The organism is Pseudomonas sp. NPDC090203, assembly GCF_044746765.1.
In the GTDB taxonomy this organism is placed as follows: Bacteria; Pseudomonadota; Gammaproteobacteria; order Pseudomonadales; family Pseudomonadaceae; genus Aquipseudomonas; species Aquipseudomonas putida_AD.
Map to the genome: position 1 here is coordinate 79390 of NZ_JBIVCV010000019.1, position 26684 is coordinate 106073.

The 26684-nt window shown below is 62.3% G+C and carries 24 protein-coding genes and 1 tRNA gene; 15 read left to right on the forward strand and 10 right to left on the reverse strand.

Annotation, left to right across the window (positions count from 1 at the left end):
- Positions 1–717: 717 nt before the first annotated feature.
- The gene (locus tag ACIPO9_RS25705) at positions 718–1497 is read right to left on the reverse strand and encodes a pyrroline-5-carboxylate reductase family protein (RefSeq protein WP_400784179.1); all 780 of its coding nucleotides are present in this window, start codon (positions 1495–1497) and stop codon (positions 718–720) included.
- On the reverse strand, positions 1490–2176 hold the full coding sequence (locus ACIPO9_RS25710; protein ID WP_400784181.1) for a TetR/AcrR family transcriptional regulator: 687 nt from the start codon (positions 2174–2176) through the stop codon (positions 1490–1492). The genes ACIPO9_RS25705 and ACIPO9_RS25710 overlap by 8 nt, the downstream gene beginning before the upstream one ends.
- A gap of 117 nt (positions 2177–2293) precedes the next feature.
- Here ACIPO9_RS25710 and ACIPO9_RS25715 point away from each other — a divergent pair, with 117 nt between their 5' ends.
- The 3 genes from ACIPO9_RS25715 (at position 2294) to ACIPO9_RS25725 (ending at position 5716) form a co-directional block, all read left to right on the forward strand.
- A complete protein-coding gene (locus ACIPO9_RS25715) occupies positions 2294–3229 on the forward strand; it encodes a LysR substrate-binding domain-containing protein (RefSeq protein WP_400784182.1) in 936 nt (311 codons plus the stop codon).
- A 101-nt stretch (positions 3230–3330) separates the two neighbouring features.
- On the forward strand, positions 3331–4587 hold the full coding sequence (locus ACIPO9_RS25720; protein ID WP_400784183.1) for an SRPBCC family protein: 1257 nt from the start codon (positions 3331–3333) through the stop codon (positions 4585–4587).
- Positions 4588–4597: 10 nt separating this feature from the next.
- Positions 4598–5716 carry an FAD-binding oxidoreductase gene (locus ACIPO9_RS25725; protein WP_400784185.1) on the forward strand — a complete coding sequence of 373 codons (1119 nt, stop codon included), beginning with the start codon at positions 4598–4600 and terminating at the stop codon, positions 5714–5716.
- A gap of 9 nt (positions 5717–5725) precedes the next feature.
- On the opposite strand, the gene ACIPO9_RS25730 is transcribed toward ACIPO9_RS25725, so the two are convergent.
- Positions 5726–7834, reverse strand: a complete 2109-nt coding sequence (locus ACIPO9_RS25730) for a TonB-dependent siderophore receptor (RefSeq protein WP_400784187.1) — start codon at positions 7832–7834, stop codon at positions 5726–5728.
- A 276-nt stretch (positions 7835–8110) separates the two neighbouring features.
- On the opposite strand from ACIPO9_RS25730, the gene ycaC reads away from it, so the two are divergent.
- Together ycaC and ACIPO9_RS25740 are read left to right on the forward strand one after the other, a co-directional pair.
- Entirely contained in the window at positions 8111–8737 is a 627-nt protein-coding gene (gene ycaC, locus ACIPO9_RS25735) for an isochorismate family cysteine hydrolase YcaC (protein WP_274132746.1), read from the forward strand.
- A 732-nt stretch (positions 8738–9469) separates the two neighbouring features.
- Positions 9470–9739 (forward strand): hypothetical protein, encoded by a 270-nt coding sequence (locus tag ACIPO9_RS25740; protein WP_400784188.1) that lies wholly within the window; start codon positions 9470–9472, stop codon positions 9737–9739.
- An 11-nt stretch (positions 9740–9750) separates the two neighbouring features.
- Here ACIPO9_RS25740 and ACIPO9_RS25745 read toward each other — a convergent pair whose 3' ends face one another.
- Together ACIPO9_RS25745 and ACIPO9_RS25750 are read right to left on the reverse strand one after the other, a co-directional pair.
- A complete protein-coding gene (locus tag ACIPO9_RS25745; protein ID WP_274132748.1) occupies positions 9751–10512 on the reverse strand; it encodes a hypothetical protein in 762 nt (253 codons plus the stop codon).
- 104 nt (positions 10513–10616) lie between these two features.
- Positions 10617–11318, reverse strand: coding sequence for a glutathione S-transferase family protein (locus ACIPO9_RS25750; protein ID WP_274132750.1), 702 nt, complete (start codon positions 11316–11318; stop codon positions 10617–10619).
- A gap of 149 nt (positions 11319–11467) precedes the next feature.
- On the opposite strand from ACIPO9_RS25750, the gene ACIPO9_RS25755 reads away from it, so the two are divergent.
- Positions 11468–12100 (forward strand): TetR/AcrR family transcriptional regulator, encoded by a 633-nt coding sequence (locus tag ACIPO9_RS25755; protein ID WP_400784189.1) that lies wholly within the window; start codon positions 11468–11470, stop codon positions 12098–12100.
- Complete coding sequence (locus ACIPO9_RS25760) at positions 12097–12807, forward strand: glutathione binding-like protein (RefSeq protein WP_400784191.1); 711 nt, start codon at positions 12097–12099, stop codon at positions 12805–12807. The genes ACIPO9_RS25755 and ACIPO9_RS25760 overlap by 4 nt, the downstream gene beginning before the upstream one ends.
- Positions 12808–12864: 57 nt before the next feature.
- Here ACIPO9_RS25760 and ACIPO9_RS25765 read toward each other — a convergent pair whose 3' ends face one another.
- The gene (locus tag ACIPO9_RS25765; protein WP_400784192.1) at positions 12865–13521 is read right to left on the reverse strand and encodes a class I SAM-dependent methyltransferase; all 657 of its coding nucleotides are present in this window, start codon (positions 13519–13521) and stop codon (positions 12865–12867) included.
- Positions 13522–13788: 267 nt separating this feature from the next.
- Positions 13789–15846: a methyl-accepting chemotaxis protein gene (locus ACIPO9_RS25770; protein WP_400784193.1), complete on the reverse strand. Its 2058-nt coding sequence runs from the start codon at positions 15844–15846 to the stop codon at positions 13789–13791.
- Positions 15847–16246: 400 nt separating this feature from the next.
- Here ACIPO9_RS25770 and ACIPO9_RS25775 point away from each other — a divergent pair.
- From ACIPO9_RS25775 to ACIPO9_RS25785, 3 genes are all read left to right on the forward strand, one after another.
- Positions 16247–16323: transfer RNA gene (locus tag ACIPO9_RS25775), tRNA-Met, on the forward strand.
- 140 nt (positions 16324–16463) lie between these two features.
- Positions 16464–16808, forward strand: coding sequence for a bacteriocin (locus ACIPO9_RS25780; RefSeq protein ID WP_274132758.1), 345 nt, complete (start codon positions 16464–16466; stop codon positions 16806–16808).
- Positions 16809–16879: 71 nt separating this feature from the next.
- Positions 16880–17584: a hypothetical protein gene (locus tag ACIPO9_RS25785; RefSeq protein ID WP_274132759.1), complete on the forward strand. Its 705-nt coding sequence runs from the start codon at positions 16880–16882 to the stop codon at positions 17582–17584.
- 41 nt (positions 17585–17625) lie between these two features.
- Here ACIPO9_RS25785 and ACIPO9_RS25790 read toward each other — a convergent pair whose 3' ends face one another.
- Complete coding sequence (locus ACIPO9_RS25790) at positions 17626–17874, reverse strand: type II toxin-antitoxin system Phd/YefM family antitoxin (protein ID WP_274132797.1); 249 nt, start codon at positions 17872–17874, stop codon at positions 17626–17628.
- 184 nt (positions 17875–18058) lie between these two features.
- Between ACIPO9_RS25790 and ACIPO9_RS25795 the strand changes: the two genes are divergently transcribed.
- On the forward strand, positions 18059–19639 hold the full coding sequence (locus tag ACIPO9_RS25795) for an aldehyde dehydrogenase (NADP(+)) (protein ID WP_400784195.1): 1581 nt from the start codon (positions 18059–18061) through the stop codon (positions 19637–19639).
- A 135-nt stretch (positions 19640–19774) separates the two neighbouring features.
- Here ACIPO9_RS25795 and ACIPO9_RS25800 read toward each other — a convergent pair whose 3' ends face one another.
- Entirely contained in the window at positions 19775–20383 is a 609-nt protein-coding gene (locus ACIPO9_RS25800; RefSeq protein WP_400784196.1) for a flavin reductase family protein, read from the reverse strand.
- Between the two features lie 320 nt (positions 20384–20703).
- Here ACIPO9_RS25800 and aztA point away from each other — a divergent pair, with 320 nt between their 5' ends.
- The 3 genes from aztA to ACIPO9_RS25815 are packed head-to-tail and all read left to right on the forward strand — an operon-like array spanning position 20704 to position 23236.
- Positions 20704–21432, forward strand: a complete 729-nt coding sequence (aztA, locus tag ACIPO9_RS25805; protein ID WP_400784197.1) for a zinc ABC transporter ATP-binding protein AztA — start codon at positions 20704–20706, stop codon at positions 21430–21432.
- Between the two features lie 20 nt (positions 21433–21452).
- Complete coding sequence (locus tag ACIPO9_RS25810) at positions 21453–22322, forward strand: metal ABC transporter permease (RefSeq protein WP_400784198.1); 870 nt, start codon at positions 21453–21455, stop codon at positions 22320–22322.
- 26 nt (positions 22323–22348) lie between these two features.
- Complete coding sequence (locus ACIPO9_RS25815) at positions 22349–23236, forward strand: metal ABC transporter substrate-binding protein (RefSeq protein ID WP_400605107.1); 888 nt, start codon at positions 22349–22351, stop codon at positions 23234–23236.
- A gap of 118 nt (positions 23237–23354) precedes the next feature.
- On the opposite strand, the gene mdeB is transcribed toward ACIPO9_RS25815, so the two are convergent.
- Complete coding sequence (mdeB, locus tag ACIPO9_RS25820) at positions 23355–26048, reverse strand: alpha-ketoglutarate dehydrogenase (RefSeq protein ID WP_400784199.1); 2694 nt, start codon at positions 26046–26048, stop codon at positions 23355–23357.
- A gap of 122 nt (positions 26049–26170) precedes the next feature.
- Between mdeB and ACIPO9_RS25825 the strand changes: the two genes are divergently transcribed.
- On the forward strand, positions 26171–26635 hold the full coding sequence (locus ACIPO9_RS25825) for an Lrp/AsnC family transcriptional regulator (RefSeq protein WP_274132772.1): 465 nt from the start codon (positions 26171–26173) through the stop codon (positions 26633–26635).
- Positions 26636–26684: the final 49 nt, after the last annotated feature.

The window sequence follows — 26684 nt, forward strand, 5'->3', positions numbered from 1 at the left end:
CCGGCGTTGCACCCGTAGCAGTCCGGCTTGCCGGCGTTCTGGTGCGCAGCGCCAGTAAAATCAACGCTGCGGTGGTGGCAGGCAAACCGCGTGCTCAGGGTTTACTGCCGCCTCGCGCCAGCCCGCCGGCAAGCCGCGCTGCTACGCCCTTCGGGCAGAAGCGTGACCGTGTGCTCCCACAGAGATTGCCCATACAACCGCACCCCGTAGCAGTCCGGCTTGCCAGTCTTGCACCCGTAGCAGCACGGCTTGCCGGCTTGCCGGCGTTCTGGTGCGCAGCGCCAGTAAAATCAGGCGCCGCGGTGGTGTCAGGCAAACCGCGTGCTCAGGGTTTACTGCCGCTTCGCGCCAGCCCGCCGGCAAGCCGTGCTGCTACGCCCTTCGGGCAGAAGCGTGACCGTGTACACCCCAGAACCCTGTGGGAGCGGGCTCGCCCGCGAAGGCGTCGGGCCTGATGCCTCGGTGGTGGCTGCCCCACCGCATTCGCGGGCAAGCACGCTCCCACAAAGGATTGCCCATACAACCGTGCCCCGTAGCAGCACGGCTTGCCGGCGGGCTGGTGCGCAGCGCCAGTAAAATCAGGCACCGCAGTGGTGTCAGGCAAACCGCGTACTCAGGGTTTACTGCCGCTTCGCGCCAGCCCGCCGGCAAGCCGTGCTGCTACGCCCTTCGGGCAGAAGCATGACCGTGTACACCCCAGAACTCTGTGGGAAGGGGCTACATTCCTTTTCGGGCGACCGTGGCGCCGGCCTGGATCGCGCTGCCTATCAGGCCATCGAAGCCGCCATCGGTGAGCGCCTGCAACCCGGCTGCGGTAACCCCGCGATACGCCATCAGGGCTTCGATCAACTGCTCAGCGGAACGCTCGGCCAGCAACGGTGCGCTGCCGACCACCACACCCAAGGCTGCGCGGCGGGCGATTGATTCGGGTATGCCTTGAGCCATTGCACCCTGGGTCAACGCCTGCGCCAGCAAGGCCGGGTACGCAGGCCCAGTGCCCGACAGCGCGCTCAGGTAATCGATATGATCTTCCAACGGCACTTCGGCCGCATCGCCCACGCTTTCGAACAACCGCTGCACGAACATCTTGTCGGCCACCGACAGCTCACCGTCCTCGAACCAAGGCGTGAAAGACCGTCGAATCTCCACCGCCGCATTGGGCATCGCGCGCACCACAACGCTGGCACCGGTTGCCGCCTTGATGCGCGGCGCAGGGACGCCAGCCATCAGCGAAATCACGCACTTGCCAGCCGCGTCCAGCTTCAAACCGTCAAACTGCTCGGGCCGGACCGAGAGCATGATCATCGAGCTCATCTGAACCAGCTCGCAATTGTCGGTGGTGATGCGCACCCCACGCCCGGCCAGCTCACCCTCGCCGGACCGGTTAGACAGCACCAGGTGATCCGCCGATAACAACCCGCTCGCCAGCGCAGCCTTGGCAATCCCGTCGCCCAGCCAGCCGGTGCCGCCGATGATGCCCAGCACAGCGTCACTCACTCACAGCCTCCTCAAAGGTATCGGCCAGCGGAACAAACACACCGGGATCGGTCTGCGCATAGCCGAACTTGCCGTAGAAACGGTCAAGCTCGCGGCGCTTGGGCGCCTTGCCGGTAAAGATGGTCACGTAGTGCGGAATGCGCTGGAAACGCTCTACCGCCTCTTCACGGGTGTTCATGGTGATGTAGCCGATCTGCGTCAGGTACAGCGTCCGCGCCCGGGCATCTGCCACCTCGGGTTCGGCACCGAACCTGCGAAACATCGCGGCCAATCCGGCCAGGCGCGCCTGGTCGGCAGCGGCCACTTCCTGGCTGACTTCCGGCGACTGCAACGCCCAACTGCGCACCGCAAACTCGAATTGCGAGTCGAACATCTCGGGGTTGAGCCAGCACTCAAAGACGTTCAGCGCAGCCTCGCTGATGCTTTCGGCATAGCTCTCGCTCTGGCGCAGCAGGCTGCCGGTGTTCTTGTCCCGCCAGCGCGCGATCAGCGCAGCGAGCAACTGCTCGCGGTCTTCGAAGAACCAGTAGAAACTGGTACGCGACAGGTTCAGGCGCTTGGCCAGCGGCATCACCCTAACGGCATCGATGCCCGCCTCTTTCAGCGCTTCATAAGCCGCTTGAAGCCAGCCCTCCGCCGAGCCGCGCCAGCCCGCGTCCTGTGCCTTGATTCTCGCCATGACCGCTTTCCCACACATCAATATAAAAGCACTGTACTGGATCGATCATTTAATGTACACCTGCGTACATTGAGTGGACGCTATTCCGAAAGACTATAAAAACAGCCGAGGCCGACCATGAGCATCCCCAGCTTGCAACCACCCGGACCGCGACGCATCAAGGGCTACCGGCGCCTGATTCCCTCCATGACCGCGCTGCTGGAATTCGAAGCCGTGGCGCGCCTGAGCAGCTTCACCCTCGCGGCGCAGGAACTGGGCGTCACCCAGGCGGCGGTGAGCAAGCAGGTGAAGCTCTTGGAAGACACCCTCAATGCGCGGCTTTTTCATCGCCTGCACCGCTCGATCAAGCTCACCACCGAGGGCTACGCGCTGTATGCCGTGGTCGCCGAGTCCATGCAGCGCATCGCCGGGACGTTCGACAAGATCGCCGAAGGCACCACCGAGCAGGAACTGGTGCTCGCCAGCACCTCGGCATTTTCGCAACTGCGCATCCTCCCCCGGCTCACGGCGCTGCGCCAGGCGCAACCGGACCTGCACCTGCGGCTGGTGTCCACGCAGCACCATGACGTCGACCTCGCAGTGCGCTTCGGCACAGGCCGCTGGGACGATGGCACCTCGACGCTGCTGTTCGATGAAGAGGTCTTCCCGGTGTGCTCCCCGGCCTGGCTCGCCAGCCATCCTGCGCCGCACACCGAGCAGGATCTGCACCACGCGCCGCTGATCGATTCCGACGCCACCCTCGAAGGCTGGATCACCTGGAACAGCTGGTTCCGTGCGCTGGGAGACGCGCCGCCGCGCCTGACCTATCAGCTGCGTTGCAGCCATTACAGCGACGCGGTTCAGGCCGCAATGCAGGGTCACGGCATCGCGCTGGGCTGGGGCCGGCTGGTGCATCACCTGCTGGAATCGGGGGAGCTGGTGCGGGTCACCCCGCTGGTGGTCAAGCCCAAGGACGCCTATTACGTGGTGGTTCCCACAGGTCGAAGCAGCTCAGGGTTCGTGCAGATCCTGACTCAATGGCTGCGTCAGGATGGCACGCGGGAATTCGCATAACCTGCGCTCATACGAGGGTGAGAATAAAGCGCGTTGACCGTTCTTCGGGGCATTTCGATACTGGATCGAAGCAAAACAAGCCTGATGACCCGAGGTGCAACATGATCGTATCCCCCGTGAAGAGCCATCGCCAACTGCTCGTCGAACGCATGCCCGGCCACGGCATGCCCGGCGAATTGTTCGGTCGCGACGACGTCTTCACCACCGACGTTGACGTGTTCTTCAACAAGCACTGGATTCTGGTCGGCGTCACCGCCGACATTCCAGAACCGGGTGATGTCTACACGGTGGACTTGGGCAAGGCGTCGATCCTCCTCGTGCGCGACGATGACGAAAACGTCCAGGCCTTTCGCAACGTCTGCCGCCATCGCGGCGCGCGCCTGAAGGAGGCCGGCAAGTCCACGGTGGGGATGCTGGTCTGCCCTTACCACCAGTGGACCTACGACCTGGACGGCAGCCTCAAGCACGCCGCGCACATGGGCAAGGACTTCGACCGCACCTGCAAGAGCCTGCACCCGGTGCACACCAGGGTGGTGGGTGCCCACGTGTTCGTCTGCCTGTCCAGCGAGCCGCCAGAAGACATCGGTTACCTCGAAGACACCATGACCCCGCGCTTCGCACCGTTCGATTTGAGCAGGGCCAAGATCGCCCACGAATCCGAGATCATCGAGAACGGCAACTGGAAGCTGGTCATCGAGAACAACCGCGAGTGCTACCACTGTGCGGGCACCCACCCGGAACTGACCGCCTCGTTCCTGCCGGAAGACTTCGGCTTCTGCACCGACGGTCTGAGCGAAGAATCCCTCGTCGCGCTGGACGATTACTACGCCCGCAACGCCGCCGCCAAGGCGAGCTGGGAAGCAGACGGCTTCATCTGTGACGCCGTCGAGTACCTGGACGAAGCCTCGATCACGCAGTTTCGCACACAACGCCTGGTGATCGCCGGCAACGGCGAGTCGCAAACCCTCAATACTCAGGTGGCCTGCACCCGCCTGCTGGGCGAGGTGACGCGCCGCGATCTGGGCGACATGCACCTGTGGACGCACAACTCCTGGACCCACGTCATGAGCGACCACGCGGTGATCTCCTGGATCATCCCGCTGTCCGCCGACAAGACTCTGGTGCGCAGCCGCTGGCTGGTGCATCAGGAGGCGGTCGAGGGTGTCGATTATGACCGCCAGACCCTCACCGAAGTGTGGAACGCCACCAACCAGCAGGACGCCAATCTGGTCGCCATCACCCACAGTGGCACGCAGGACCCGGCCTATGCACCGGGGCCGTTCTCGGCGTTCACCGAGTCCTATGTCGACCAGTTCTCGCGCTGGTACGCCGCGCGCCTGGCCGCCCACGGCGTGTGAGGGATTGACCATGACTACTTTGCAGAATATCCCGGACGTGCGCTTCGCCGACGAAACCACCTGGGCCACCCATGGCGCCGAATGGCCCAGTGGGGAAACCCGGCGCATCGAATGCTGCGCCGTGCGCAACGAAACCCACGACGTCAAAACCTTCGTCTTTCGCTGTGCCGACTTCACCGCGCTGGCCTTCGAACCGGGGCAGTTCATCACGATCTCGCCGCAGATCGACGGCAAGATCGTTTCGCGCTGCTACACGCTGTCGTCCTCGCCGACCCGGCCTTTCAACTTCTGCATCACGGTCAAGCGGGTGCCGGGCGGCGAGGTCTCCAACTGGCTGCACGACAACCTGCATCCGGGCAGCACACTGGCCGCGTCAGGACCGGCAGGCAGATTCACGCCAGTCGGGCTGCCCACCGGCAAGCTGCTGTATCTCTCGGCAGGTTCGGGCATTACCCCGCTGATGGCCATGGCACGGGCAGCGTACGATCTGGCCGCCAATCTGGACATCGTGTTTGTCCACAGCGCCCGCTCGCCCGCCGACATCATTTTCCGTGATGAACTGGCGCAGATGCAGGCCCAGCAATCCCGCTTCCGGGTGCTGGCAGTCTGTGAGGCGAAAGGTGACGAAGCCGACTGGCAGGGTCCGACTGGCCGCCTGGATCTGGCGCTGCTCCGCGCACAGGTGCCCGACTTTCTGGAGCGGGAAGTCTTCACCTGCGGCCCCCAGGGCTACATGAGCGCAACCCGTGGCGTGCTGGAGAAAGCGGGCTTCAACCTGGCGCACTACCACCAGGAAAGTTTCGACATCAACGCGCTGGCTGCGGAAACGGCTCCACCGGTGGCGCCAACCAGCGCACCGAGCGAAACGAGCTTCACCGTGACCCTCGCCAAATCCGGCAAGACCTTCAGCGTCAGCCCCAGCCAGACCCTGCTGGCCGCGGCGAAAAAAGCCGGGGCCGTAGTCCCCTCCTCCTGCAGCCAGGGCGTATGCGGCACCTGCAAGACCGCCGTGCTGCAGGGCGAAGTCGATATGCAGCACAACGGAGGGATTCGCCAGCGCGAGATCGACAAAGGCTTGCGTCTGCTCTGTTGCAGCCGCCCGACATCCGATCTGGTGCTGGACCTTTGATGACGCTTTTTAGAACGTGTAGGTGAAGCCAGTCTGAACCGTGCGCGGCGCGCCCGGATAGGCGTACAGGTTGAACGCACCTTCTTCGTAGTCTTCGTTGAAGACGTTCTTCAGGTCCAGGTTCACCCGCAGCTTCGGCGTGATCTGGTAGAAGCTGAGCACGTCGGCCACGGTGTAGCTCGCCATGTTGTAGGTCGAGTTGGCGGTCTGGCCCGCACGGTCTGCCACATGGCGCACACCCAAGCCCAGCCCCAGGCCGTTGAGTGTGCCTTCGTGGAACTCATACACGTTCAGCAGGTTGTAACTGCTGCGCGGGATGTTCGCCAGGCGAGTGCCGGTTTGCAGCGAGTTGTCCTTGGCCACTTCGGCATCGACGTAGGAATAGCCGCCCAGCACGCGCCACTGCGGGGTGATGTTGCCCGCCACGTTCAGGTCGAAACCTCGGCTGCGCACGCGCCCGGCCGCCACGCTGTAGTTGGAATCGACCGGATCGAGGGTCAGCACGTTGTCCTTGATGGTGTGGAAGATGGCCGCATCGACGGTGAGTTGATCTTCCAGCGTCTTCCACTTCACGCCCAGTTCGTAAGATTTACCCTCTTCTGCATCGAAACCGCCACCTTCACGCGATGCGCCGGTGTTGGGCTTGAATGACTCCGAGTAGCTGCCATAAAGCGCAACATCCGGCGTCAGGTCGTAGACCAGGCCGTAACGTGGCGTGACCGCGCTCTCGCTCTTGTTCCAGTCCACGGAGTTGGGCAGCTTGTTGTCGTAGTCGTGCTCGTCACGCTCGATCCGGGCGCCAACCAGCAACTTCAACCGCTCGGTCAGGCGCATCTGATCCTGCACGAAGGCTGCCGTACTCTTGAGCTTTTCGTGGTCATGGGTGGTTGTGCGGGTCAGCGCCGGACGCGCCTGGCCCAGTACCGGATTGAAGATGTCGATCGGATACGCCGTCAACGCTCCGCTGGAACGCATGATGATCGACTTGTAGTCGTATTCCTCATACTCAAGGCCGGTCAGCAGGGTGTGTTCGATGCTGCCGGTGTTGAAGGTGCCGGACAGGTTCAGCTGGAAATCCTGGTCATTCCATTCCAGTTTGCGCCAGTTGAAATTGCGCCCCAGGGTGCGGCCGTCCGCCTGGATACCGTTGGCCTCCACCGCGTTGCCCTTGAGCTGGCCATCGAGCCACTGCACGCCGCCGCTCAACTTCCAGTTGTCGTTGAGCAGGTGCTCGAAACGCAACTGGCTGACGTTGTTGTCGTTGTGCAGCAGGTTGTCCGAGCCTTTTTCCCACACGTAGGTGTCGCGGTTGCCGACGCCGATCTGGCTGCCGTAATGGGTATTGCCACGGTCGAGCGGATGGTTGTTGCGCATGTAGTCACCCTCGAAGGTGATGCGCGTGTCGTCGGTGGCCTGCCACTCGATCACAGGCGCCAGGTCGTAACGCTCGGTTTCGACGTGATCGCGAAACGAATCGCCGCCCTCGCCCAACAAATTCAGACGGTAGGTCAGGGTCTTGGAATCATTGAGCGCGCCGGTGGTGTCCAGGGTGCCACGGTACATGCCCTGGTCGTCCATCTGCCCGCCGATGGAGGTTTTCTGCTCGGCCTCGGGCTGCTGGGTGACCACGTTGAAGGTGCCGCCCGGATCGCTGCGGCCGTACATGGTGGCCGCCGGGCCACGCAGGATGTCGACGTGATCGATGGTGTTGGCGTCCGGCGCGTTGGGATAGCCACGGTTGACCGGGAAGCCGTTGCGATAGAACTCGCCGGTGGTGAAGCCGCGCACGGTGTAGGTGGTCAGCCCCTGGCCGCCGAAGTTGTTGGCCCGGCCGATGCCGCCGCCGTAATCCAGCGCATCCTGCAGGCGAGTGACGTTGCTGTCCTCCAGCACCTTGTTGGTGATGACGGAAACCGACTGCGGCACTTCGTGGATGTCGGTATCGGTGCGCGTGGCGCTGGACGTGTGCGTGGCACGGTACGCCTCGCGTTCACTCGCTGCGCCCTGGCTGCTGGCCTGGATGTCGATTGCGGGCAGTGCCAGTTCATTCGAACCTTCTGCCCATACGGCCGGGGAAAATACGTTAAGCAGGCACAGCGAGGTCAACGCGTAGCGCATCTAGGAACTCTCAGACGATGGTATACCAAGAAAAGTGTCGCGCATGATACATAGAAAGATTCTCATTACCATCGTTCATGTTCGGGAATTTGCGGAGATTGAGGCACTGTCTGTCTTACTGTCCCTGATTTTGAATCAGTGAGTCTCTTTTTTGCCGGATTGTTAGCGAATCGAATCACCCCTAAAGTTCATCCCATGCCGCAGCGACTGAACACACAGACACGCCGCGGCGCCACTTTCGGTTCACAACTCTCTCGACTCAAAAGGAATGCACACATGACTACTTACAAGCGCCTGGACAAGAACGACGCCGTACTGCTGCTGGTTGACCATCAGACTGGCCTGATCTCCCTGGTTCAGGATTTCTCGCCCAACGAATTCAAGAACAACGTGCTGGCCCTGGCCGACTGCGGCAAGTTCTTCGACCTGCCGACCATCCTCACCACCAGCTTCGAACAGGGTCCGAACGGTCCGCTGGTGCCGGAGCTGAAAGAGATGTTCCCCGACGCGCCGTACATCGCCCGCCCTGGCCAGATCAACGCCTGGGACAACGAAGATTTCGTCAAGGCGATCAAGGCCACTGGCCGCAAGCAGCTGATCATTGCCGGCGTGGTGACCGACGTCTGCGTGACCTTCCCAACCCTGAGCGCCCTGGCCGAAGGTTTTGATGTGTTCGTCGTGACCGACGCTTCCGGCACCTTCAACGAAGGCGTGCAGCAGGCGGCATGGAATCGCATGTCGGCGGCCGGTGCGCAGTTGATGAACTGGTTCGCCGTGGCCTGCGAGCTGCACCGCGACTGGCGCAACGACATCGAAGGCCTGGGCAACCTGCTGTCCCAGCGTATTCCCAACTATCGCAACCTGATGAACAGCTACTCGGCGCTGACGGCTGCCAAGAAGTAACTCCCTCAATGACAAGGGCGGGCATGATGCTCGCCCTTTTTGCGTAGTTTCCAGAGACCTCTGAGCCGCCACTGTAGGAGCGCGCTCGCCCGCGACGACGTCGTTACATCCAACACATCTCCATCGCCTGAAACGACCAGTCGCGGGCAAGCGCGCTCCTACAGGCATTCCACAAACATCACCTGCGCCCACCGCGCCATTGTAGGAGCGCGCTTGCCCGCGACAACGTTGGTTCGTCCTACACATCTCCGTCGCCTGACAGATCCAGTCGCGGGCAAGCGCGCTCCTACAGGTTGGAATCTGACGTAGAAGCACGACCTCGCAACCCCGGCGCAAACGTGTAAGAAAAGGCTTACACGCACTTCATCAAACTGGCCGTTTACACAACGAGGGCAAAGTCATAAATTGGATCCATCAACCGGGGAGCAGGAAGCACCTCGGAGATCACGGATGATCTGCCACTGCCAGGAACGCTACCGACAGGACGTTGGATGGCCTTGATAGAAAAGAACCCGCTTCGGCGGGTTTTTTATTGCCTGCGTATCGCAGAAGAGGCTGCTGGTAACCAGATGTAAACTTTTTCACTACAGCAATTCAACATTTCAGCGGTATAGTCGCGCCGCCTGAAATCGCCACGCGAGGCTCTAGGACGGTATTCCTGACTTCCTGGTAAGCCGCCGCAAAGCGTGTGGGCACAGGTTTCGGATCGAACATCACATAGGGAGATACATGATGGGATCAGCGCTCGACGTGCTTCGTAACCAGATTCAGGATGCCGAACCGGTCCTGAAACGGCTCGATCTGGAGATGGAACGGATAGAGTTCGACCCGCGAATCCCCGCCAGCGTCGAGGCGGCCAAGGTGACGGTCGATGCGGTAATCGATCGCCTGATGGGCGCTTTCAAGAAGAACCCCATCCTCGGCCCATTGACCGATGACCTGAAATCCCAGTACCTGGAAGGCATCGCGACCCAGGTGGCCGAAGCAGAAGAGCGGGTCTGAGCGACGCTCTATCAATCCTTCAGCAGCCCCGCCAGACCGGCAGTCACCACGACCGCCAACGCAACCGCGACAGCTACCGTGACGAAGATGCCCCATTGCATCACCAGGCCCTGAAGCGCGAGATAAAACCCGATCACGCCAACACCGCCGATGGCATTCCCGCGCACGATGGCCGCCAGTTCATAGCGTCCGCCATGAACGTGAGCGAAGACCGCAAGCGGCCAGGCGATCACCGGGATCGGCGCCAGAAAGCCACTGACCACCGGCCCGAACCACTGGGCGCCAGCGGTAATGGCCAGCAGCAGAAGGGTCGCGGTCAGCATGCGCATCGGGATGATCCAGCGCGGCAGCGAGACATAACGCCCAGGCGCAGGCTCGCTGCCTTTAGCGGTGGCCCGGACGATTGCCGCAACCAGACACAGCGCGACCACAATCGACACCGCCTGCCATCCGATGCAGCTCATCAGAAATGCGACAGCGGCATAGAAAACCAATGCCGCCACGCACCCGGGCAGCACTGAAAGCCTGCGCGTCACCAGGAAGTAAAACAGGTAAGTCGCCTGAATCGCCGCCACTCCCGCCAGCGCCCCAGGCACCGCCTTCTCGGCGAAGCCCGGGCCTTGTTCAAGGCTCAGAAACAACATCACCGACGCCGACGTCACCGGCAGCCCGGAAAGCAACCCGCCAATCCGGGTGCCCCAGCGCTTGGCGGCCAGTGAAATCGAGAGCATCAGCAGTGGTGTGATGAGGAGCTTGAGGTAAAAGGCAGTCATGAACGCATCGGGTCGGTTGGCAGGAGCTACGTTTTACACGCTTGGGACTTGCTCTGCATGGCTTCATGCCTTGCTTATGCGCGTCCGGCTCCTGCGCGTATGCGTTAGCCCTTCGGATAATTCGACGGAAACAACGCCCGCTTCGCCTGTTCATCCATGTCCTTCTTGAACGCCACCTCGCTCCCGACCTTGTTCGCCCTGGCCACAGCCGGGCGGGCGTTGATGGCGTGGAACCAGCGGGCAAGATTCGGGAAGTCTGCCAGCGCATCCTCGGCGCCTTTCATTACGCGCGGGGCGCGGATCAGCCAGCCCCATGCGCTGATGTCGGCGAGGGTGTACTGGTTGCCGACGATGTAGTCGCGGCCTGCCAGATGCTTGTCCAGCACCTCGTAATGGCGCTCGATTTCACGGCGATAGCGGTTCACGGCGTAGTCGTTGCCTTCGGGGGCTGCGTACTGGAAATGCACCGCTTGACCCGAGAACGGCCCAAGACCCGAGGCGATGAAGAACAGCCATGAGAGCAGCTCGGGTTTGTCTTCAGCAGCGCCCATGAACTGGCCGGTTTTTTCGCCCAGGTACAGGAGGATCGCCGTGGAGTCGAACACCCGCACGTCCTTGCCGCCGGGGCCGTCGGTGTCGACGATGGCCGGCACCTTGCCGTTGGGGTTGATGGCGCGAAACTCGGGCAGGTGCTGTTCGCCTTTGCTGGTATCCACCGGCACCAGTTCGTAGGCCAGGCCCGACTCTTCAAGAAAGAGCGCGACCTTGGCGGGATTGGGTGTGGGGTGGAAGTAAAAACGGATCATGGCGGTCATCTCGTACGGTAGGAAATGGGCAAAATCGCGAATCGCGGCGCTGCTCGAAAAAGCACTTTGCGTTTTAGAACAGTTGATCTAGATTAGGCGCAATGTGAAGCATGGCGCAACGTTTGTGTCAGACAGGCAAGGAAATCGACGTGGCAAGACCCCGAGAATTCGACGAAGCCAGCGTGCTCAATGCTGCGATCCAGTGCTTCTGGGTCAAGGGTTTCGAGGCGACGTCGATGCGCGACCTGATCGACTGCATGGGCATCACCGGCGCCAGTCTGTACAACGCGTTTGGCGACAAGCGCGCGCTGTATCGCAAGGCGCTGGAGCACTACCTGCAGAACGGTCTGGGTGAACGTGTCGCCCGCCTTGAGGGCAGCCTGGCCCCGCGTGAGGCCATCGAGGCGTTTTTCGTCGAGATCATCGAGCGCTCCATCACTGACCCGCAGCAACGCGGTTGCCTGATGGTGAACTCGGCGCTTGAAGCCGCGCCGCACAATCCCGACGCCCAGACGGTGGTGGATGAGTTTCTGGCTCAAGCGCAGGCGTTCTTCCTGCGCTGCCTCAAAGCGGGTCAGGACAACGGCACGATTTCCCGCTTTCAAACCTGCGAAGACCTGGCCAGCCTGATGCTCAACACTTTGCTGGGTCTGCGCGTACTGGCGCGCGCCAAACCGCAGCGGGCCCTGCTGGAAAGCGTGGTCCGCCCGGTGCTGGCGCTGCTCGATGTACAGCTTGCGCCTGCTTCGCTTTCCTCACTTGTCATGGAGTCGCAGCGATGATCGAGCTCTACTACTGGCCAACACCCAATGGCCACAAAATCACCCTGTTTCTGGAAGAGGCTGGCCTGGATTACCGGATTCACCCAATCGATATCAGCGCGGGCGATCAGTTCAAACCCGAGTTCCTGGCGTTCTCACCGAACAACCGGATGCCGGCGATCATCGACACCGCGCCTGCCGACGGCGGCGAGCCGATCAGCGTTTTCGAGTCGGGGGCGATCCTGCTGTACCTGGCGCAGAAGAACGGCCGGTTCATGCCGAGCGATGTTCGCGGCCAGAAGACCGTGACCGAATGGCTGATGTGGCAGGTCGGCGGACTGGGTCCGATGGCAGGCCAGAATCATCATTTTGGCGTCTATGCGCCGGAAAAACTCCCCTACGCCATCGCCCGCTACGTGAACGAGACGAACCGCCTGTACGGCGTGCTGGATCGTCGCCTGCAAGGCCGTGACTTCATCACCGGGCAGGATTATTCGGTGGCGGACATGGCGTGCTATCCGTGGGTGGTGCCGTGGCAGCGCCAGCAGCAGAATCTGGATGACTTCCCGAACCTCAAGCGCTGGCTCAACGCGATCGCTGCCCGTCCGGCGACGATCCGCGCCTATGCCAAGGGTGAGACGGTTTCACAGAACCGCACCACCGTTACCGAGGAAGGCAAAAAGATCCTGTTCGGGCAAACCGCTGCCAGCGTGCAGAAAAAAGCCTGATCGCTGGACCGGTCAGCGTCGCTTTCCACTGAATGACGCTGACCGCAGCGGGCCGATTCAGATAATCGGCTGGGCCGCCCGAAACAGCAGCACGCAGCCTTCGCGCTTGATGGTGACGTCGCGAAAGTGCTCGCGCAGATGCCCTTCGAAACCGACCTGGGTGTCCTGGCGATTGCCGAAAATCCCCTTCTTGTTATACACGGCCATCAGCTTGCGGCCGAAGGCGTTGTGCCCGGCCTCGTCCCCCAGAATCGTCGCACCGAACAGCACCCCGCCCGGCTGCAGGTTGTGCTTGAGGTTGGCGAAGATCTTCGCCTTGGCGTCCAGCGGACCCGGCAGGCAATGCAGCAGGTAGAACAGGGAAATCGAATCGAAGCGCGGCTCGCCCGGGAGCGGCTGCATCACATCGTGCTGGATTGTGCGGGTGGTTGGGCGGTTGATCCGGCGCCTGGCGGCTTCCAGGCTGCTGGGGTTGAGGTCGAGCAGGGTGACTTGCGTCTGGGAAGACAGCTGCGCCTTCGCCGGGTAGTAGCCGGTCCCTACCCCGATATCCAGATGACGCGGCCGCACGTTGGCGCGAAAAAACGGCAACAGCGTCGAACCGGTCGGGCAGCGCCAGGCGTAGCGATTGGAAATACCCAGCACCCACGCGTCGTACAGGGCCAGGGTCAGTGGAGAGTAAACCGCCGCACCGGCGGCGCTGCTGTCGGTCATGGGAAGCACCTTGCGAGTGATCGAATCAGTCGGCAATAAGACCGATGACCCGGATGCCTCGTCAAGGTTTTTTGTGTTCTTGTGAACCCGATCCCGTAGCAGCACGGCTTGCCGGCGGGCTGGTGCGAAGCGCCAGTAAACCCTGAGCACGCGATCTGCCTGATGCACCGGCGGCGTCTGGTTCTACTGGCGCTGCGCACCAGCCCGCCGGCAAGCCGTGCAGCTACAGGTTTGCGCCCCTGTCAGCCGTGCTGCTACGGGACTGGTTTATCCCAAATTGAAACGCGAGGTGTTGTCGCTCAGCGCGCGGCTGCCTTTGCTCAGGGTATCGGCTGCGTGGTTCACCGCCCGCGCGCCATCGAGCAGGCGCCCGGCGGCCTGATCCACCTGCTGGATGTTGCCGCTGACCTCATCGGCGGTCGCTGCCTGTTCTTCCACGGCGGTTGCGATCTGCGCCAAGGTATCGGTCACCACTTGCACCGCGCTGGCAATCTCCCCAAGTCGCTCACCCAAACCTGTGACCGACTGCGCATCGGTGACGGCCTGGCCGCACGCCGCCTCCATCAGGTTCACCGCCTGGCTCACGGTCGCGCGCAAACTGTCGACGGTTCCGGCGATCTGCGCGGTCGACGCCTGGGTGCGCTGCGAGAGGCTGCGCACTTCGTCGGCCACCACGGCAAAACCACGCCCCTGCTCCCCCGCCCGGGCCGCTTCGATAGCGGCGTTGAGCGCCAGCAGGTTGGTCTGTTCGGCGATGCCACGAATGCTGTCCACCACCGACTGAATCTGCTGGCCCTGCTCGCTGACCTTGCCCAGTGCGTCGGCGGTCTCGGTGAGTTTCTGATTGAGCTGCTGGATACTTGCCGTGGTGCGCTGGCTGTCGCGGCTGCTGTCCTGAGCGATGAGGCGGGTGCGCTGTGCGCTGCCGGACGCCTCTTCGCAACTCTTGGCGACGCCCATGGAAGTTGCCGCCAACTGGGTCGCCGCCGCCGCGATCTGGCTGATCTGTTGCTGCTGATCTTCCACTTCGTTGAGCGTGCTGCCCGATTGCGAGTTGAGGGTCTGCACCGCCGCGCCCAGCTGCTGAGTCTCGTGGTTGACGCCCAGCAGGCTGCTGCGCAACTGCACCACGGCAACGTTGAGGGCGGTGCTGATGGCTGCCAGCTCATCGCGGCCTTCTACCGCGACTTCCACGCACAGGTTGCCGTCACGCAGCGACTCGGCCAGGGTAGTGATGCCACTGGCGCTGCGCCGAATCGAGGTTTGCAGACACATGAACAGGTAGAGCGCAGCCAGCGCCAGAATGCCAAAGACCGCAGCGACGGGGATGAAGTGCCGGATCGCCTGATCGTGGTAGTGATCCAGACGGCTGTCCAGCGACATCAGCGAGCGGTTGCGCAGGGCAGCGAGCGCTTCGAGGGTGCCGTCGACGCTGCGTTCGAATGTGGCAGTGTCCAGCTTGATCGTGCCGCCAAAGACGCCGTCGTCCAGCACCTTCAGTTCACTGTCCAGGCGCTGCAGGCTGTCGTTGTATTGCCGGCTCCAGTCTTCCATGCCCGGATAGGCCTTGGCCTGCAACGATGCCCCGGCCTTGACCAGTTGATCGCGCGCATCGCCGATGCGGCTGCGCAGGTCGCGCATCTGCAGGCGGCTCTGCAGCGAGAACTGCCCCGACGCCACCGATGACTGGCCGATACTGGCAGTGCGCGCCACGCGTTCGATCAGGTCCGGCGCCTGTTGGGTCGCCACTTGCATCAACTGATAGGTTTCAAGCCAGGGGTCCAGGATCAGTCCGGTGTCCATGGCGATCTGTTCGCGCAGGCTTTGCAGTGCGGTCAGTGCTGCGGTGAAGCGGTCATAGCCGTCCGGCCACCAGCCCACGGTGCGCAGCGCGTCGGAATCCATGCCTTTGACCGCCGCCTGCAACGCTTGGTAGCGCGCCAGGGTGTCGGCACCGGCGTTGTGCCGCCGCAGTTGCTCGCCAAGATCTGACAGTGTCTGGTTCAAAACAGGGCTGGCGGCATCCAGCGCTGCCATGGCGGCTTTGGCAGCCGGGGTCGGGTCGTGAAGGATGTCGGCGGCTTTCCAGCGAGAGGCGAGATTGCGTTGGGCGGTCAACTGGTCGTCCAGCGCGTTGAGCGCCAGCAGTTGCCGGGCGCCGGATTGCTCGCCGGAAATCACCGCAAGCTTGCTTCGATAATCCTGGCCGATCATCCACAGGCTTCCCGCCAGTGGCAGCATGAACAGCAGGAACAGCACCTGAAACTTGCGCGCAAACCCCAAACGTCCGAGCAGACGGATACCTGGCGACAGAAGACTTTGCATGTCCGACTACTCCTCACGGACAACCCGCCACCGCAGCTTGTGACCACGACAGATGTTGCCTCACATTGTTACCGGCAAAATGCCATGTCTTTGTTTCGAAAACGATCACCGCCCGTCTACTGTGGCGCAGACAAACGAAGTGGCAGGCACGAAGCAAGAAACGGACCGATAGCAACAAGCCATCTAAATGGGCACGTGCGCGAATGCAGTGCAGCCGATACGCATCAAAGTGGGGCAAAACCACACAGAATGCACCGCAGGGCTGTCACCGCCATGGGGACACAATGGGACGCCGAAGGCAGGAATCGGAACGAAAACCCTAACCGATTGATCGCACGCACAAATTTTTTGAACAGACGCTTGACACATCCCCGATCTCAGAGAATAATGCGCGCCACTTGGCTACATAGCTCAGTTGGTTAGAGCATAGCATTCATAATGCTGGGGTCCGGGGTTCAAGTCCCTGTGTAGCCACCAAGTACCTCAACAAAGCCCGCCTCGTGCGGGCTTTGTTGTTTCTGGCTGTCTGATCCGTCCATCGTCCCGGCAGCCAGGCTGGCCCAGAGCCTTTAAGATATCCCTTCAAGATGCATTCCTTATCTACTGAGGTCGAGCTCATGCGTTTCACGATTCCTGCACTGGTTCTAGGTCTTCTGATTTCCCAAGGCGCAATGGCCGGCAGCACCAACACCGCCATTGGTGGTGGCCTGGGTGGCGCGCTGGGCAACGTGGTCGGTCAGCAAATGGGCGGTAGCACCGGTGCTGCGGTTGGCGCAGGCCTGGCAGGCGCTGCCGGCAGTGCGGTGGGCGCGAAGAAGGGCCACAAGACCCGCGCAGCCGTCGGCGGCGGTCTTGGCGGCGCTGCCGGTTCGGTCATCGGCAACAAGCTGGGTGGCAAGACGGGCGGCACCATCGGTGCAGGCCTGGGCGGCGCTGCGGGTGGTGCTCTGGGCGGTAAATAATTTACCCTCCCTTGCGAGACGCGCACCCTGGTTCGCGTCTCAAACCCCGTTAATGAAGCAATGGATGTTCAATGTCTGATTTTCGTAATGATGCAGCCCAGCCTGCCCAGTCTTCCAAGCAGGCCTACGAAGACGCCATCAATCTTTCACAGCACGTGCCCCAGGCCAAGACCATCAGCGAGATGGTGCTCGACGCCTTCCAGAGCGCCAAGGAAAGCGATCAGATTCGTGAGCTTCGCGCAGCCATCCGTCAGGCCCACGATCGTTTCGACGACGACCAGGCCTACGAACTGATGGGCCAGCTCAAACAGCTCAAGGACGCCGAAGCCGCCGACATGGCCGCGCTGGAAGACCTGAGCACGAAATTCCCGATCAGCCGGATCCTGTCCAGCTACAAGGAAGACCCAAGCTTCCAGGAACTGGTCTACAGCCTGGCATTGAAGGTACTGAACCAGACCCATCAGGCCGTCAGCAACCCGAGCGGCGGCAAGAGCAAGGCCACACGGGCGAAGAAAGAAGCCGAAGTGTTCGTCATCAGCAAGGACGGCATCAGCGTCACCCTGCCCCTGCGCACCCCGCGCTCCAAAGCCAGCCTGGACCGCGAAGCCTTCGAATTCCTGGGCTTCTCGTTCATCGGCGAAGGCGATGAGGCAGAACTGCAAAGCGAAGTCTTCACGGACAACGAAGGCAACGAACAGCCTGCCACCCGCAAGAACATCGTGACAGCGATTGCCCAGCAGACGGCGTTTGCAGGGTATAGCGCGGTTCAGCAGTAAGGATTCACGTCCTGGGTGTTGCAGGTTCTGATCTGCAACACTCAGCGCTTCTTCGCGACACTCACCGGCACCGGCACCTCGTGCGCGCGAGACTTGATCAACTCTGCCAGATCCAGATCGTCCAGCCGCTCCATCATGGCTTCAAAGACCTCGGTCGGCACCATGTAACCCATGACTCGGTTGTGGTTGAGCACCGCAATGGGCTGACCGTTTCCCCCCTTTAGTACCGCCGAAGGGTTTTTCTTTAGTTCGGACACGCTTACGGCGACATCAGCAAGAACACTTTGCATATTTAAGCCCTCAAAACAGGTCGTTATTTTGGACCTTTTATCCCTGCCCCACAATCCCCGCCCCTGTTGCTTCCAGTTTTCGCGCTCGCGTGCCCAGCGCCTGATGTAACCTCGACACCTGTCCACGGCATTGCAATACAACAGGCCGATAGTGGTCGTCATGGAAACAACGGGAGGTGTAGCGATGCAGATTCTTGGTGAAACGATCATCGGCCAACGTACCGCGCGCGGCCAGGGTGGCGAGGTGTTTGCCCTTGCGGCCGCCACCGGCGAGCAGTTGACCCCGGCCTTCGGCGCCAGCACGGTGGATGATGTGCAGGCGGCCTGTGAACTGGCAGAAGCCGCCTTCGACCCTTACCGACACTTGAGCGACGAGCAGCGGGCGAGTTTTCTCGATGCCATCGCACAAGGCCTGCTGGATCTTGGCGACACCCTGACCGAGCGTGTTCACCTGGAAAGCGGCCTGCCCAAGCCGCGCCTGGAGGGCGAGCGCATGCGCACCGTCAACCAGCTCAAGCTGTTCGCCAGCCTGTTGCGCGACGGTCGCTGGCACGGCGCGGTGCTTGACGGCGCCCTGCCGGATCGTCAGCCGCTGCCTCGCGCTGACCTGCGTCAGCGCCGCATCGGCGTCGGCCCGGTTGCAGTGTTCGGCGCCAGCAACTTTCCGCTGGCCTTTTCGGTGGCGGGTGGCGACACGGCCTCGGCGCTGGCGGCCGGTTGCCCGGTCATCGTCAAGGCTCACCCGGCGCACCTGGGCACCAGCGAGCTGGTTGGCAGAGTGATCCAGAAAGCCGCCGCCGACACTCGGATGCCGGACGGCGTGTTCTCGCTACTGATCGACAAGGACATCAGCGTCGGCCAGGCGCTAGTGAGCCACCCACGCATTCAGGCGGTAGGTTTTACCGGTTCGCGTCGCGGTGGCCTGGCGCTGGTCGCCGCAGCCCAAGCCCGCCCGGTGCCGATTCCGGTGTACGCCGAGATGAGCAGCATCAACCCGGTGTTCCTGTTGCCCGCTGCGCTGACGAGCCGCGCAGACAGCATCGCCCAGGGCTTTGTCGAGTCTCTGGTGCTGGGCGCCGGGCAGTTCTGCACCAACCCCGGCCTGTTGCTGGCGCTGGAAAGCGATGCGCTTGAGCGCTTCGTTTCGGCCGCCGCCAAGGCGCTGGCTGAAAAAACGCCGACCACCATGCTCACGCCGAACATTCACGGCGCCTACTGCAACGGCCTGAACAACCTGCATAAAGCCGCTGGCGTAACGCTGGTGGCCGAAGGTCGCGAAGCTGAAGGCTCGTTCCAGGCACGGGCCGCGTTCTTTCGCACCGACTCGGCGACCTTCCTCGCCAACCCGGCGCTGGAAGACGAGAACTTCGGCCCGAGCGCGCTGTTGATCGTGTGCAAGGATGTGGCGGACCTGCAGAAAGTCGCGGCCAGGTTCGACGGCCAGTTGACCGTCACCCTGCACTATGAGGAAGGCGACAAGACGATTGCCCAAGCGTTGATGCCGATTCTGGAGCGCAAGGCCGGGCGGATTCTGTTCAATGACTTCCCCACCGGTGTCGAGGTGAGTTACTCGATGGTCCACGGCGGGCCGTTCCCGGCGACATCGGACAGCCGCAGTACCTCGGTGGGTGCCACGGCCATCGACCGTTTCCTGCGTCCGGTGTGCTACCAGAACGTGCCGGATTCCCTGCTGCCGCCCGCGCTGCAACAAGGCAATCCGCTGCACACCTGGCGTCTGGTGGATGGTCAGCCGGTCAAGGATTGACCGCTCTCCTGTAGGAGCGCGCTTGCCCGCGACGGCGGCCTTGAAATCGCCCCCGCCGGCAAGCCGTGCTGCTACGGGTGGGGCGTCGCGCTTGCCGGCGTCAGCGAGCTTGAAACTGGCCCATAATCTGCGCTCTCAAGTCGCCGAGCGCTCCAGCACCCTGCCATCGACACTCTCCCCGATCACCAGAAAATGCCCGCCGGCCACGTGGTGCAAGGTGCGCAACTCATCAAACCCATCAAAATGCCAGCGCCCGTCCGAAAACACGCGCTCGTCCGCCCAGGCGGCGACCACCTCGCCGATGAACAGATCATACTGATTCTGGTTATGCGGCTCGGGCAGCAAGCGACACTCCAGCCAGGCCACACAGCCCTCCAGCAGCGGCGCCTCGACCACCTCACCGTCAAAGGTCGACAGGTTGTACGCCTTGAACTTGTCGAAGCCCTGCTCTCCGGAAATCTCCAGCCCCGAAGTCGAACCCACCGTCTCGACGATATCCACCTGGCTGACCGTCGGCACGTTGATCACGAAGGTCCCCGAGCCGTCCAGCAAGGTGCGCGTCCACACCGACTTGTCCAGCACCACCGTCACCTTGGGCGGCAGGAAGTCCAGTGGCATCGCCCACGCCGCCGCCATGATATTGCGCTGCCCTTCATGGGCGGCACTGACCAGCACCGTCGGCCCGTGATTGAGCAGGCGATAGCATTTGGCGAGGGGAACAGCGCGGCGATGGGAAGCGGACATGACGGATGATCCTGAGAAAAGAAAAACACATGCTCAGGAAACTACAGGGTTTGTCGCCCCGAGAAAACGCCGGGGCCACACCCACCAGCATTCTGTCGGCTTGCTGAACCAGCCCAAAATACCCCTTCCCTCACGCCGGAAAATAGTGATGTAATACTATAACAAAACATTTCAGGCACATTTACAGTGAAACCCGCTCCCCGACTTTCCCCCAACATCGCTGTCTCCGCGCTCGCTCAATCGGCGGGCAGGCGGGTGCTGGTTTCACTGGCCCTGATCGCGCTCCTGTGGGCGGGCATCGCGTGGGCGGTGGCAATCCCATGAGTGCCGCGATTGATCTACACGACCTGACCGTGACCTACGAGCGCCGGCCTGCGGTGCATCACGTCAGCGGGCGTTTCGCGGCGGGCAGCCTGACGGCGATTGTCGGGCCGAACGGCGCAGGCAAGTCGACGCTGATAAAGGCCATCGCCGGGACACTGAAACCTGCGGTGGGCCGTATCGACCGTGGCAGCCTGAAAACCCGGCACATCGGCTATCTCCCTCAAGCGGCGGAGATCGATCGCAGCTTTCCGCTGAGCGTGGCCGACACCGTGATGATGGGCGCCTGGCGCAGCATCGGCGCGTTTCGCGGCGCCACCCGTCAGCATGCCGAACAGGCGCGCCAGGCGTTATTGGCGGTAGGCCTTGAGGGCTTTGAACAACGCAGCATCAGTTCGCTGTCGTCGGGGCAGTTTCAGCGAGTGCTGTTCGCGCGGCTGCTGTTACAGGACGCTTCGGTGATCCTGCTCGATGAGCCGTTCAACGCCATTGACGCCCGCACCACGCGAGACCTGCTCAAGCTCATCAACACCTGGCACGGCCAGGGCCGCACCGTGATTGCCGTGCTGCACGACATCGAGCAGGTTCGCCAGCACTTCCCCAGCACCCTGCTGCTGGCGCGGGAAACCATCGCCTGGGGCAACACCGCCGACATCCTTCACGCAGATAACCTGCGCCGCGCCAAGAACATGGCCGAGCACTGGAGCCCGGATGCTGCGGCCTGCTAAATCGACGAGGAAACCACGCTGTGACGCTCTATAGCCTGATGATTCAACCCTTCGTCGATTTCGGCTTCATGCGCCGCGCGCTGGTGGCCTGCCTGGCGCTGGGCATAGGTTCCGGCCCGGTCGGCGTGTTGCTGATGCTGCGCCGCATGAGCCTGGTGGGTGACGCCATGAGCCACGCGGTGCTGCCCGGCGCCGCCGTAGGCTTTCTGTTCGCCGGATTGTCGCTGCCGGCGATGGGCTTCGGCGGACTGATCGCCGGCCTTGCCGTAGCGTTGCTGTCGGGTCTGGTGAGCCGTTTCACCACCCTGCGCGAAGACGCAAGCTTCGCCAGTTTCTACCTGACCTCGCTCGCCGCCGGCGTGCTGATCGTGTCGCTGCACGGCTCCAACGTCGATCTGCTGCACGTGCTTTTCGGCACCATTCTGGCCATCGACGACCAGGCGATCTTCATGGTCGGCGCCATCGCCTCCTTCACCCTGGTGCTGTTGGCGCTGATTTACCGGCCACTGATTCTGGAATGCTTCGACCCTGGCTTCCTGCGTGCCGTCGGTGGCCGCGGATCGCTGTATCACGTGCTGTTTCTGTTGCTGGTGGTGCTCAATCTGGTCGCAGGCTTCCAGGCATTGGGCACGCTGATGGCCGTGGGCATGATGATGCTGCCCGCCACCGTGGCGCGTTTCTGGGCGACGTCCCTGACCGGCATGATCGTGATTTCCACAGTGGTGGCGACGCTGTCCGGCTTTATCGGACTGATCGTGTCCTACCACGCCAGCGTCGCCTCGGGCCCGGCCATCGTCCTGACTGCCAGCGCCTTTTACCTGTTCTCCCTGTTCTTTGGACGCAGCGGTTTTCTGCACCGGCTGTTCCCGAGGGCTCACCTGTCCGGCTGATCGTTCTCCCACCTCAAGGAAATCACATGAAACGTTTGACGCTTCTGACCGCCGCACTAGCGCTGTCGGGCCTGGCCAACTTCGCCCAGGCGAAACCCGTGGAAACCGTTGCCTCCTTCACCGTTATCGCCGACATGGTGCAGAACGTCGGCGGCGATCACGTCCACGTGACCTCGCTGATCGGCCCCAACGGCGACCCCCACGTATATGAGCCGACGCCCAACGACGCCCAGGCCCTGAAAAAGGCCGACGTGGTGTTCGTCAGCGGGCTGCATCTGGAAGGCTGGCTTGACCGGCTCATCACGGCATCCGGCTACAAGGGTGAGCCAGTGGTGCTGTCCAACGGCATCATGACCCGCAGCATGGAAGAAGACGGCGAGAAGATCACCGATCCGCACGCCTGGAACAGCGCGGTAAACGGCATCGTCTACGTCAGAAATATCATCAAGGCCCTGCAGAAAGCCGACCCGGAGCACGCTGCCGACTATAAGGCCAACGGTGAGAAATACATCGTCCAGTTGCAGGACATGGACGCCTACGCCCGCGCCCAGATCAACGCCATCCCTGCCCCACAACGCAAGGTGCTGACATCCCACGATGCGTTCGGCTATTTCGGCGACGCCTATGGCGTGACCTTTCTCTCGCCCCTAGGCTTTTCCACCGAAACCGAGGCTTCGGCTGCCGATGTCGGCAAGCTGATTACCCAGATCAAACAGGAGCACGTCAGCGCCTACTTCTTCGAAAACTCCAGCGACCCGCGCCTGGTGCAGCAGATCGCCAATGCCAGCGGCGCGCACCCGGGTGGCGAGTTGTATGTGGAATCGCTGTCGCCGGCCAACGGACCGGCGGCTACCTACGTGAAGATGTTTCGCTACAACGTGGACAAGATGACGGCGGCGATGAAGGGGCAGTGAATACATTTTTTGAACAACCAGGAACCGTAGCAGCACGGCTTGCCGGCGGGAGCGGTGTGTCTGTGACGAATGCGCCGTCTGGCACACCGCCCCGCCGGCAAGCCGTGCTGCTACGGACCTACTGCGTCCAGGGCGCCTCGTCGGCGACTTCAATGCCGTATCGCTCGATCACCTGGGCCGCCATTTGCGCAGGCACCTTGCCCACGCGGATTTGCGCCGTCACCGCCGCCAGCACGATGTGATAGCGATCCACCTCGAAGAAACCGCGCAACCTGGCGCGGGTGTCGCTGCGGCCAAAACCATCGGTGCCCAGCACCGTGTAATCACTGCTCACATATGCGGCGATCAACTGCGGCAGCGCCCGCACGTAATCAGACACCGCAATCACCGGCGCGCCTGTTGGCAGGCATTGTTCAAGATGGCTGACCCGCTTGGCATCCTCCGGGTGCAGCCGGTTCCAGCGTTCCACCTCACGGGCCTCGCGTTCAAGTTCGGTGAAGCTGGTGACACTGAACACCTCGCTTTCAATCTGCCAGTCCTGCGCCAGCAGCTCGGCGGCGGCAATCGCCTCACGCAGAAGGGTGCCGGCCCCCAGCAAACGCACCCGGCCCCGGGCCTCGTCCAGCCGATGCTCGGCGAACCGGTACAGGCCACGAATCACCGACGCCTCCACACCTTCGGGCAATGAAGGCTGTGGATAATTTTCGTTCATCACCGTGACGTAGTAGAACTCATCGACATCCCGCTCCAGCATCTCCCGCATGCCGTGGTCGAGGATCACCGCAAGCTCACCGGCAAACGCCGGATCGTAGGCCCGGCAATTGGGCACGGTCGATGCGATCAGATGACTTGCACCGTCCTGATGCTGCAACCCCTCGCCACCCAAAGTGGTGCGGCCAGCCGTTGCGCCCAGCAGAAACCCGCGGGCACGCTGGTCGGCCGCAGCCCAGATCAGATCGCCGACACGCTGGAAACCAAACATCGAGTAGTAAATGTAGAACGGCAACATGCGCAGGCCATGGGCCGAGTAACTGGTTGCCGCCGCCACCCATGAACTGATTGCCCCCGCTTCGCTGATGCCCTCTTCCAGAATTTGGCCGTTGGTGGCTTCGCGATAGCTGAGGATCGAACCGATGTCTTCGGGCTCATAGCGCTGGCCGACACTGGAGTAGATGCCGATCTGCTTGAACAGGTTGGCCATGCCGAAGGTGCGCGCCTCATCCGCGACGATGGGCACCACCCGCGGGCCGAGTTGCTTGTCCTTGAGCAGGTTGCCGAGCAGCCGCACGAAGGCCATGGTGGTCGACATTTCCTTGCCGTCCGCCTGGGTGGCGAAGCTTGCGTAGCCCTCGCGAGGCGGCACGGCGACAGGTTCTGCCACACTGCAACGACTCGGCACGGAGCCGCCCAGCGCCTGGCGCCGCTGCTGCAGGTAGCGCATTTCCGCGCTGTTCGCTTGGGGCTTGAGGAAGCTCAGGTTTTCTGTCTGCTCATCTGTCAGTGGCAGATGAAAACGGTTACGAAAGTTGATGAGCGCCTCGCGGTCCAGCTTCTTCTGCTGGTGGGTGGTCATCTTGCCCTGCCCCGCCTCGCCCATGCCGAAACCCTTTTTGGTCTGGGCCAGAATCACCGTTGGCCGGCCTTTGTGCTCACTCGCCGCCTTGTACGCCGCGAAGATTTTCACCAGGTCGTGGCCGCCGCGCTTGAGGCGGTCGATCTGCTCGTCGGTCAGGCCTTCGGCGAGTTTCTTCAAGGCATCGTTCTGCCCGAAAAAGTGCTCGCGATTGTAGCTGCCGTCTTTTGCCGCGAAGGTCTGGAACTGGCCGTCGACGGTCTGCGACAGCGCCCGGACCAGCGAGCCGTCCGCATCCCGGGCGAACAACGGGTCCCAGTCAGAACCCCAGACCAGCTTGATCACGTTCCAGCCGGCGCCACTGAACAGCGCTTCCAGCTCATCGATGATCCGGCCATTGCCACGCACCGGCCCGTCGAGCCGCTGAAGGTTGCAGTTGACGACCCAGGTCAGGTTGTCGAGCCCTTCCCGCGCGGCCAGGGTCAGCGCCGACATGCTCTCCGGCTCATCCATCTCGCCATCGCCGAACACACCCCACACATGGCGGGTGGCGGTGCTCTGCAGCCCGCGATGCTGCAGGTAACGCATGAACCGCGCCTGATAAATCGAGCTGATCGGGCCGATGCCCATGGAGCCTGTGGGAAACTGCCAGAAATCCTGCATGAGCCAAGGATGTGGATAACTCGACAGCCCACGGGCTCCTACGCGCGGACCTCCGATTTCCTGACGATAGTGCGCCAGATCCTCTTCGCTCAAACGCCCTTCGAGAAACGCCCGCGCATAAATGCCCGGCGCCGAATGGGGCTGATAGAACACCAGGTCACCACCCTGATCCGAATTGCGGGCGCGGAAAAAATGATTGAAGCCCACCTCGAACAGGTCAGCGGCGCTGGCGTAGCTGGCGATATGCCCGCCCAGTTCGCCATAAGCCTGGTTGGCGCGCACCACCATCGCCAGCGCGTTCCAGCGCATCAGCGAGGCCAGGCGCTCTTCGATGGCCAGGTCTCCGGGAAACATCGGCTGCTGGTCGACACCGATGGTGTTGATGTAGGGCGTGCCATGGGACGGTTGCCAGCCGATGCCGGGTTCGCGGGCCAGGCTGGCCAGCATGTCGAGGATTTCACGCGCGCGCTCGGCACCGGCATTGTCCAGCACTGACATCAGGGCATCTCGCCACTCGTTCATCTCCAATTGATCGTCATGGCTGCGCACACTGGCCGCCGAATCGAAATGGCTCATAGACACCTCCCGTTGAATAAGGAAAAGTCTATGCTCGTGCCTGCAGATTTAATGACCGATCTGCAGGGCCACGAGCATGATCGTCAGCATAAAAAACTTAATAAATGGCAGATTGAAGCACGATGAACTTCGACAGCATTGACCTGAAAATCCTTCGAGAACTGCAACGCGACAGCAGCCTGTCCAACGTCGAACTGGCCAGACGCGTGCACCTTTCGCCCTCGCCATGCCTGGCGCGGGTCAAGGCACTGGAAGCCAGCGGCTGCATCCGCGAATACGTCGCCCTGCTCGCACCGGAACACCTGGGCCTGCGCCTGAACGTGTTCATTTCCATCAGCCTCAAGGAACAGAGCCGCGAAGCGCTGCAGAATTTCGAGCGCCGCGTGTGTGAATGTGAAGAGGTGATGGAGTGCTACCTGATGACGGGCGATGCGGATTACCTGCTGCGCGTGGTGATGGCCGACATGCAGGCGCTGGAACACTTCATCATCGAACGCCTGTCGCCGATGCCGGAAGTGGAAAAAATCCGCTCCAGCCTTTCGCTCAAGCAGGTGCGCTACAAGACTGCGCTGCCGCTCAGGCCGTAAGGACCTTCGGGCGCGGTTGCGGGTCAATCCTGTAAGCTGCCGCGACTCG

Bases quoted from the DNA above. Each gene is read 5' to 3' on its own strand.
- mdeB (WP_400784199.1), bottom strand. From the start codon at position 26,048: ATGAGCCATTTCGATTCGGCGGCCAGTGTGCGCAGCCATGACGATCAA.
- ACIPO9_RS25760 (WP_400784191.1), top strand. From the start codon at position 12,097: ATGATCGAGCTCTACTACTGGCCAACACCCAATGGCCACAAAATCACC.
- ACIPO9_RS25795 (WP_400784195.1), top strand. From the start codon at position 18,059: ATGCAGATTCTTGGTGAAACGATCATCGGCCAACGTACCGCGCGCGGC.
- ACIPO9_RS25730 (WP_400784187.1), bottom strand. From the start codon at position 7,834: ATGCGCTACGCGTTGACCTCGCTGTGCCTGCTTAACGTATTTTCCCCG.
- ACIPO9_RS25825 (WP_274132772.1), top strand. From the start codon at position 26,171: ATGAACTTCGACAGCATTGACCTGAAAATCCTTCGAGAACTGCAACGC.
- ACIPO9_RS25790 (WP_274132797.1), bottom strand. From the start codon at position 17,874: ATGCAAAGTGTTCTTGCTGATGTCGCCGTAAGCGTGTCCGAACTAAAG.
- ACIPO9_RS25785 (WP_274132759.1), top strand. From the start codon at position 16,880: ATGTCTGATTTTCGTAATGATGCAGCCCAGCCTGCCCAGTCTTCCAAG.
- ACIPO9_RS25800 (WP_400784196.1), bottom strand. From the start codon at position 20,383: ATGTCCGCTTCCCATCGCCGCGCTGTTCCCCTCGCCAAATGCTATCGC.
- ACIPO9_RS25740 (WP_400784188.1), top strand. From the start codon at position 9,470: ATGGGATCAGCGCTCGACGTGCTTCGTAACCAGATTCAGGATGCCGAA.
- ACIPO9_RS25765 (WP_400784192.1), bottom strand. From the start codon at position 13,521: ATGACCGACAGCAGCGCCGCCGGTGCGGCGGTTTACTCTCCACTGACC.
- ACIPO9_RS25745 (WP_274132748.1), bottom strand. From the start codon at position 10,512: ATGACTGCCTTTTACCTCAAGCTCCTCATCACACCACTGCTGATGCTC.
- ACIPO9_RS25780 (WP_274132758.1), top strand. From the start codon at position 16,464: ATGCGTTTCACGATTCCTGCACTGGTTCTAGGTCTTCTGATTTCCCAA.
- ACIPO9_RS25710 (WP_400784181.1), bottom strand. From the start codon at position 2,176: ATGGCGAGAATCAAGGCACAGGACGCGGGCTGGCGCGGCTCGGCGGAG.
- ACIPO9_RS25715 (WP_400784182.1), top strand. From the start codon at position 2,294: ATGAGCATCCCCAGCTTGCAACCACCCGGACCGCGACGCATCAAGGGC.
- ycaC (WP_274132746.1), top strand. From the start codon at position 8,111: ATGACTACTTACAAGCGCCTGGACAAGAACGACGCCGTACTGCTGCTG.
- ACIPO9_RS25720 (WP_400784183.1), top strand. From the start codon at position 3,331: ATGATCGTATCCCCCGTGAAGAGCCATCGCCAACTGCTCGTCGAACGC.
- ACIPO9_RS25815 (WP_400605107.1), top strand. From the start codon at position 22,349: ATGAAACGTTTGACGCTTCTGACCGCCGCACTAGCGCTGTCGGGCCTG.
- ACIPO9_RS25725 (WP_400784185.1), top strand. From the start codon at position 4,598: ATGACTACTTTGCAGAATATCCCGGACGTGCGCTTCGCCGACGAAACC.
- aztA (WP_400784197.1), top strand. From the start codon at position 20,704: ATGAGTGCCGCGATTGATCTACACGACCTGACCGTGACCTACGAGCGC.
- ACIPO9_RS25770 (WP_400784193.1), bottom strand. From the start codon at position 15,846: ATGCAAAGTCTTCTGTCGCCAGGTATCCGTCTGCTCGGACGTTTGGGG.
- ACIPO9_RS25750 (WP_274132750.1), bottom strand. From the start codon at position 11,318: ATGATCCGTTTTTACTTCCACCCCACACCCAATCCCGCCAAGGTCGCG.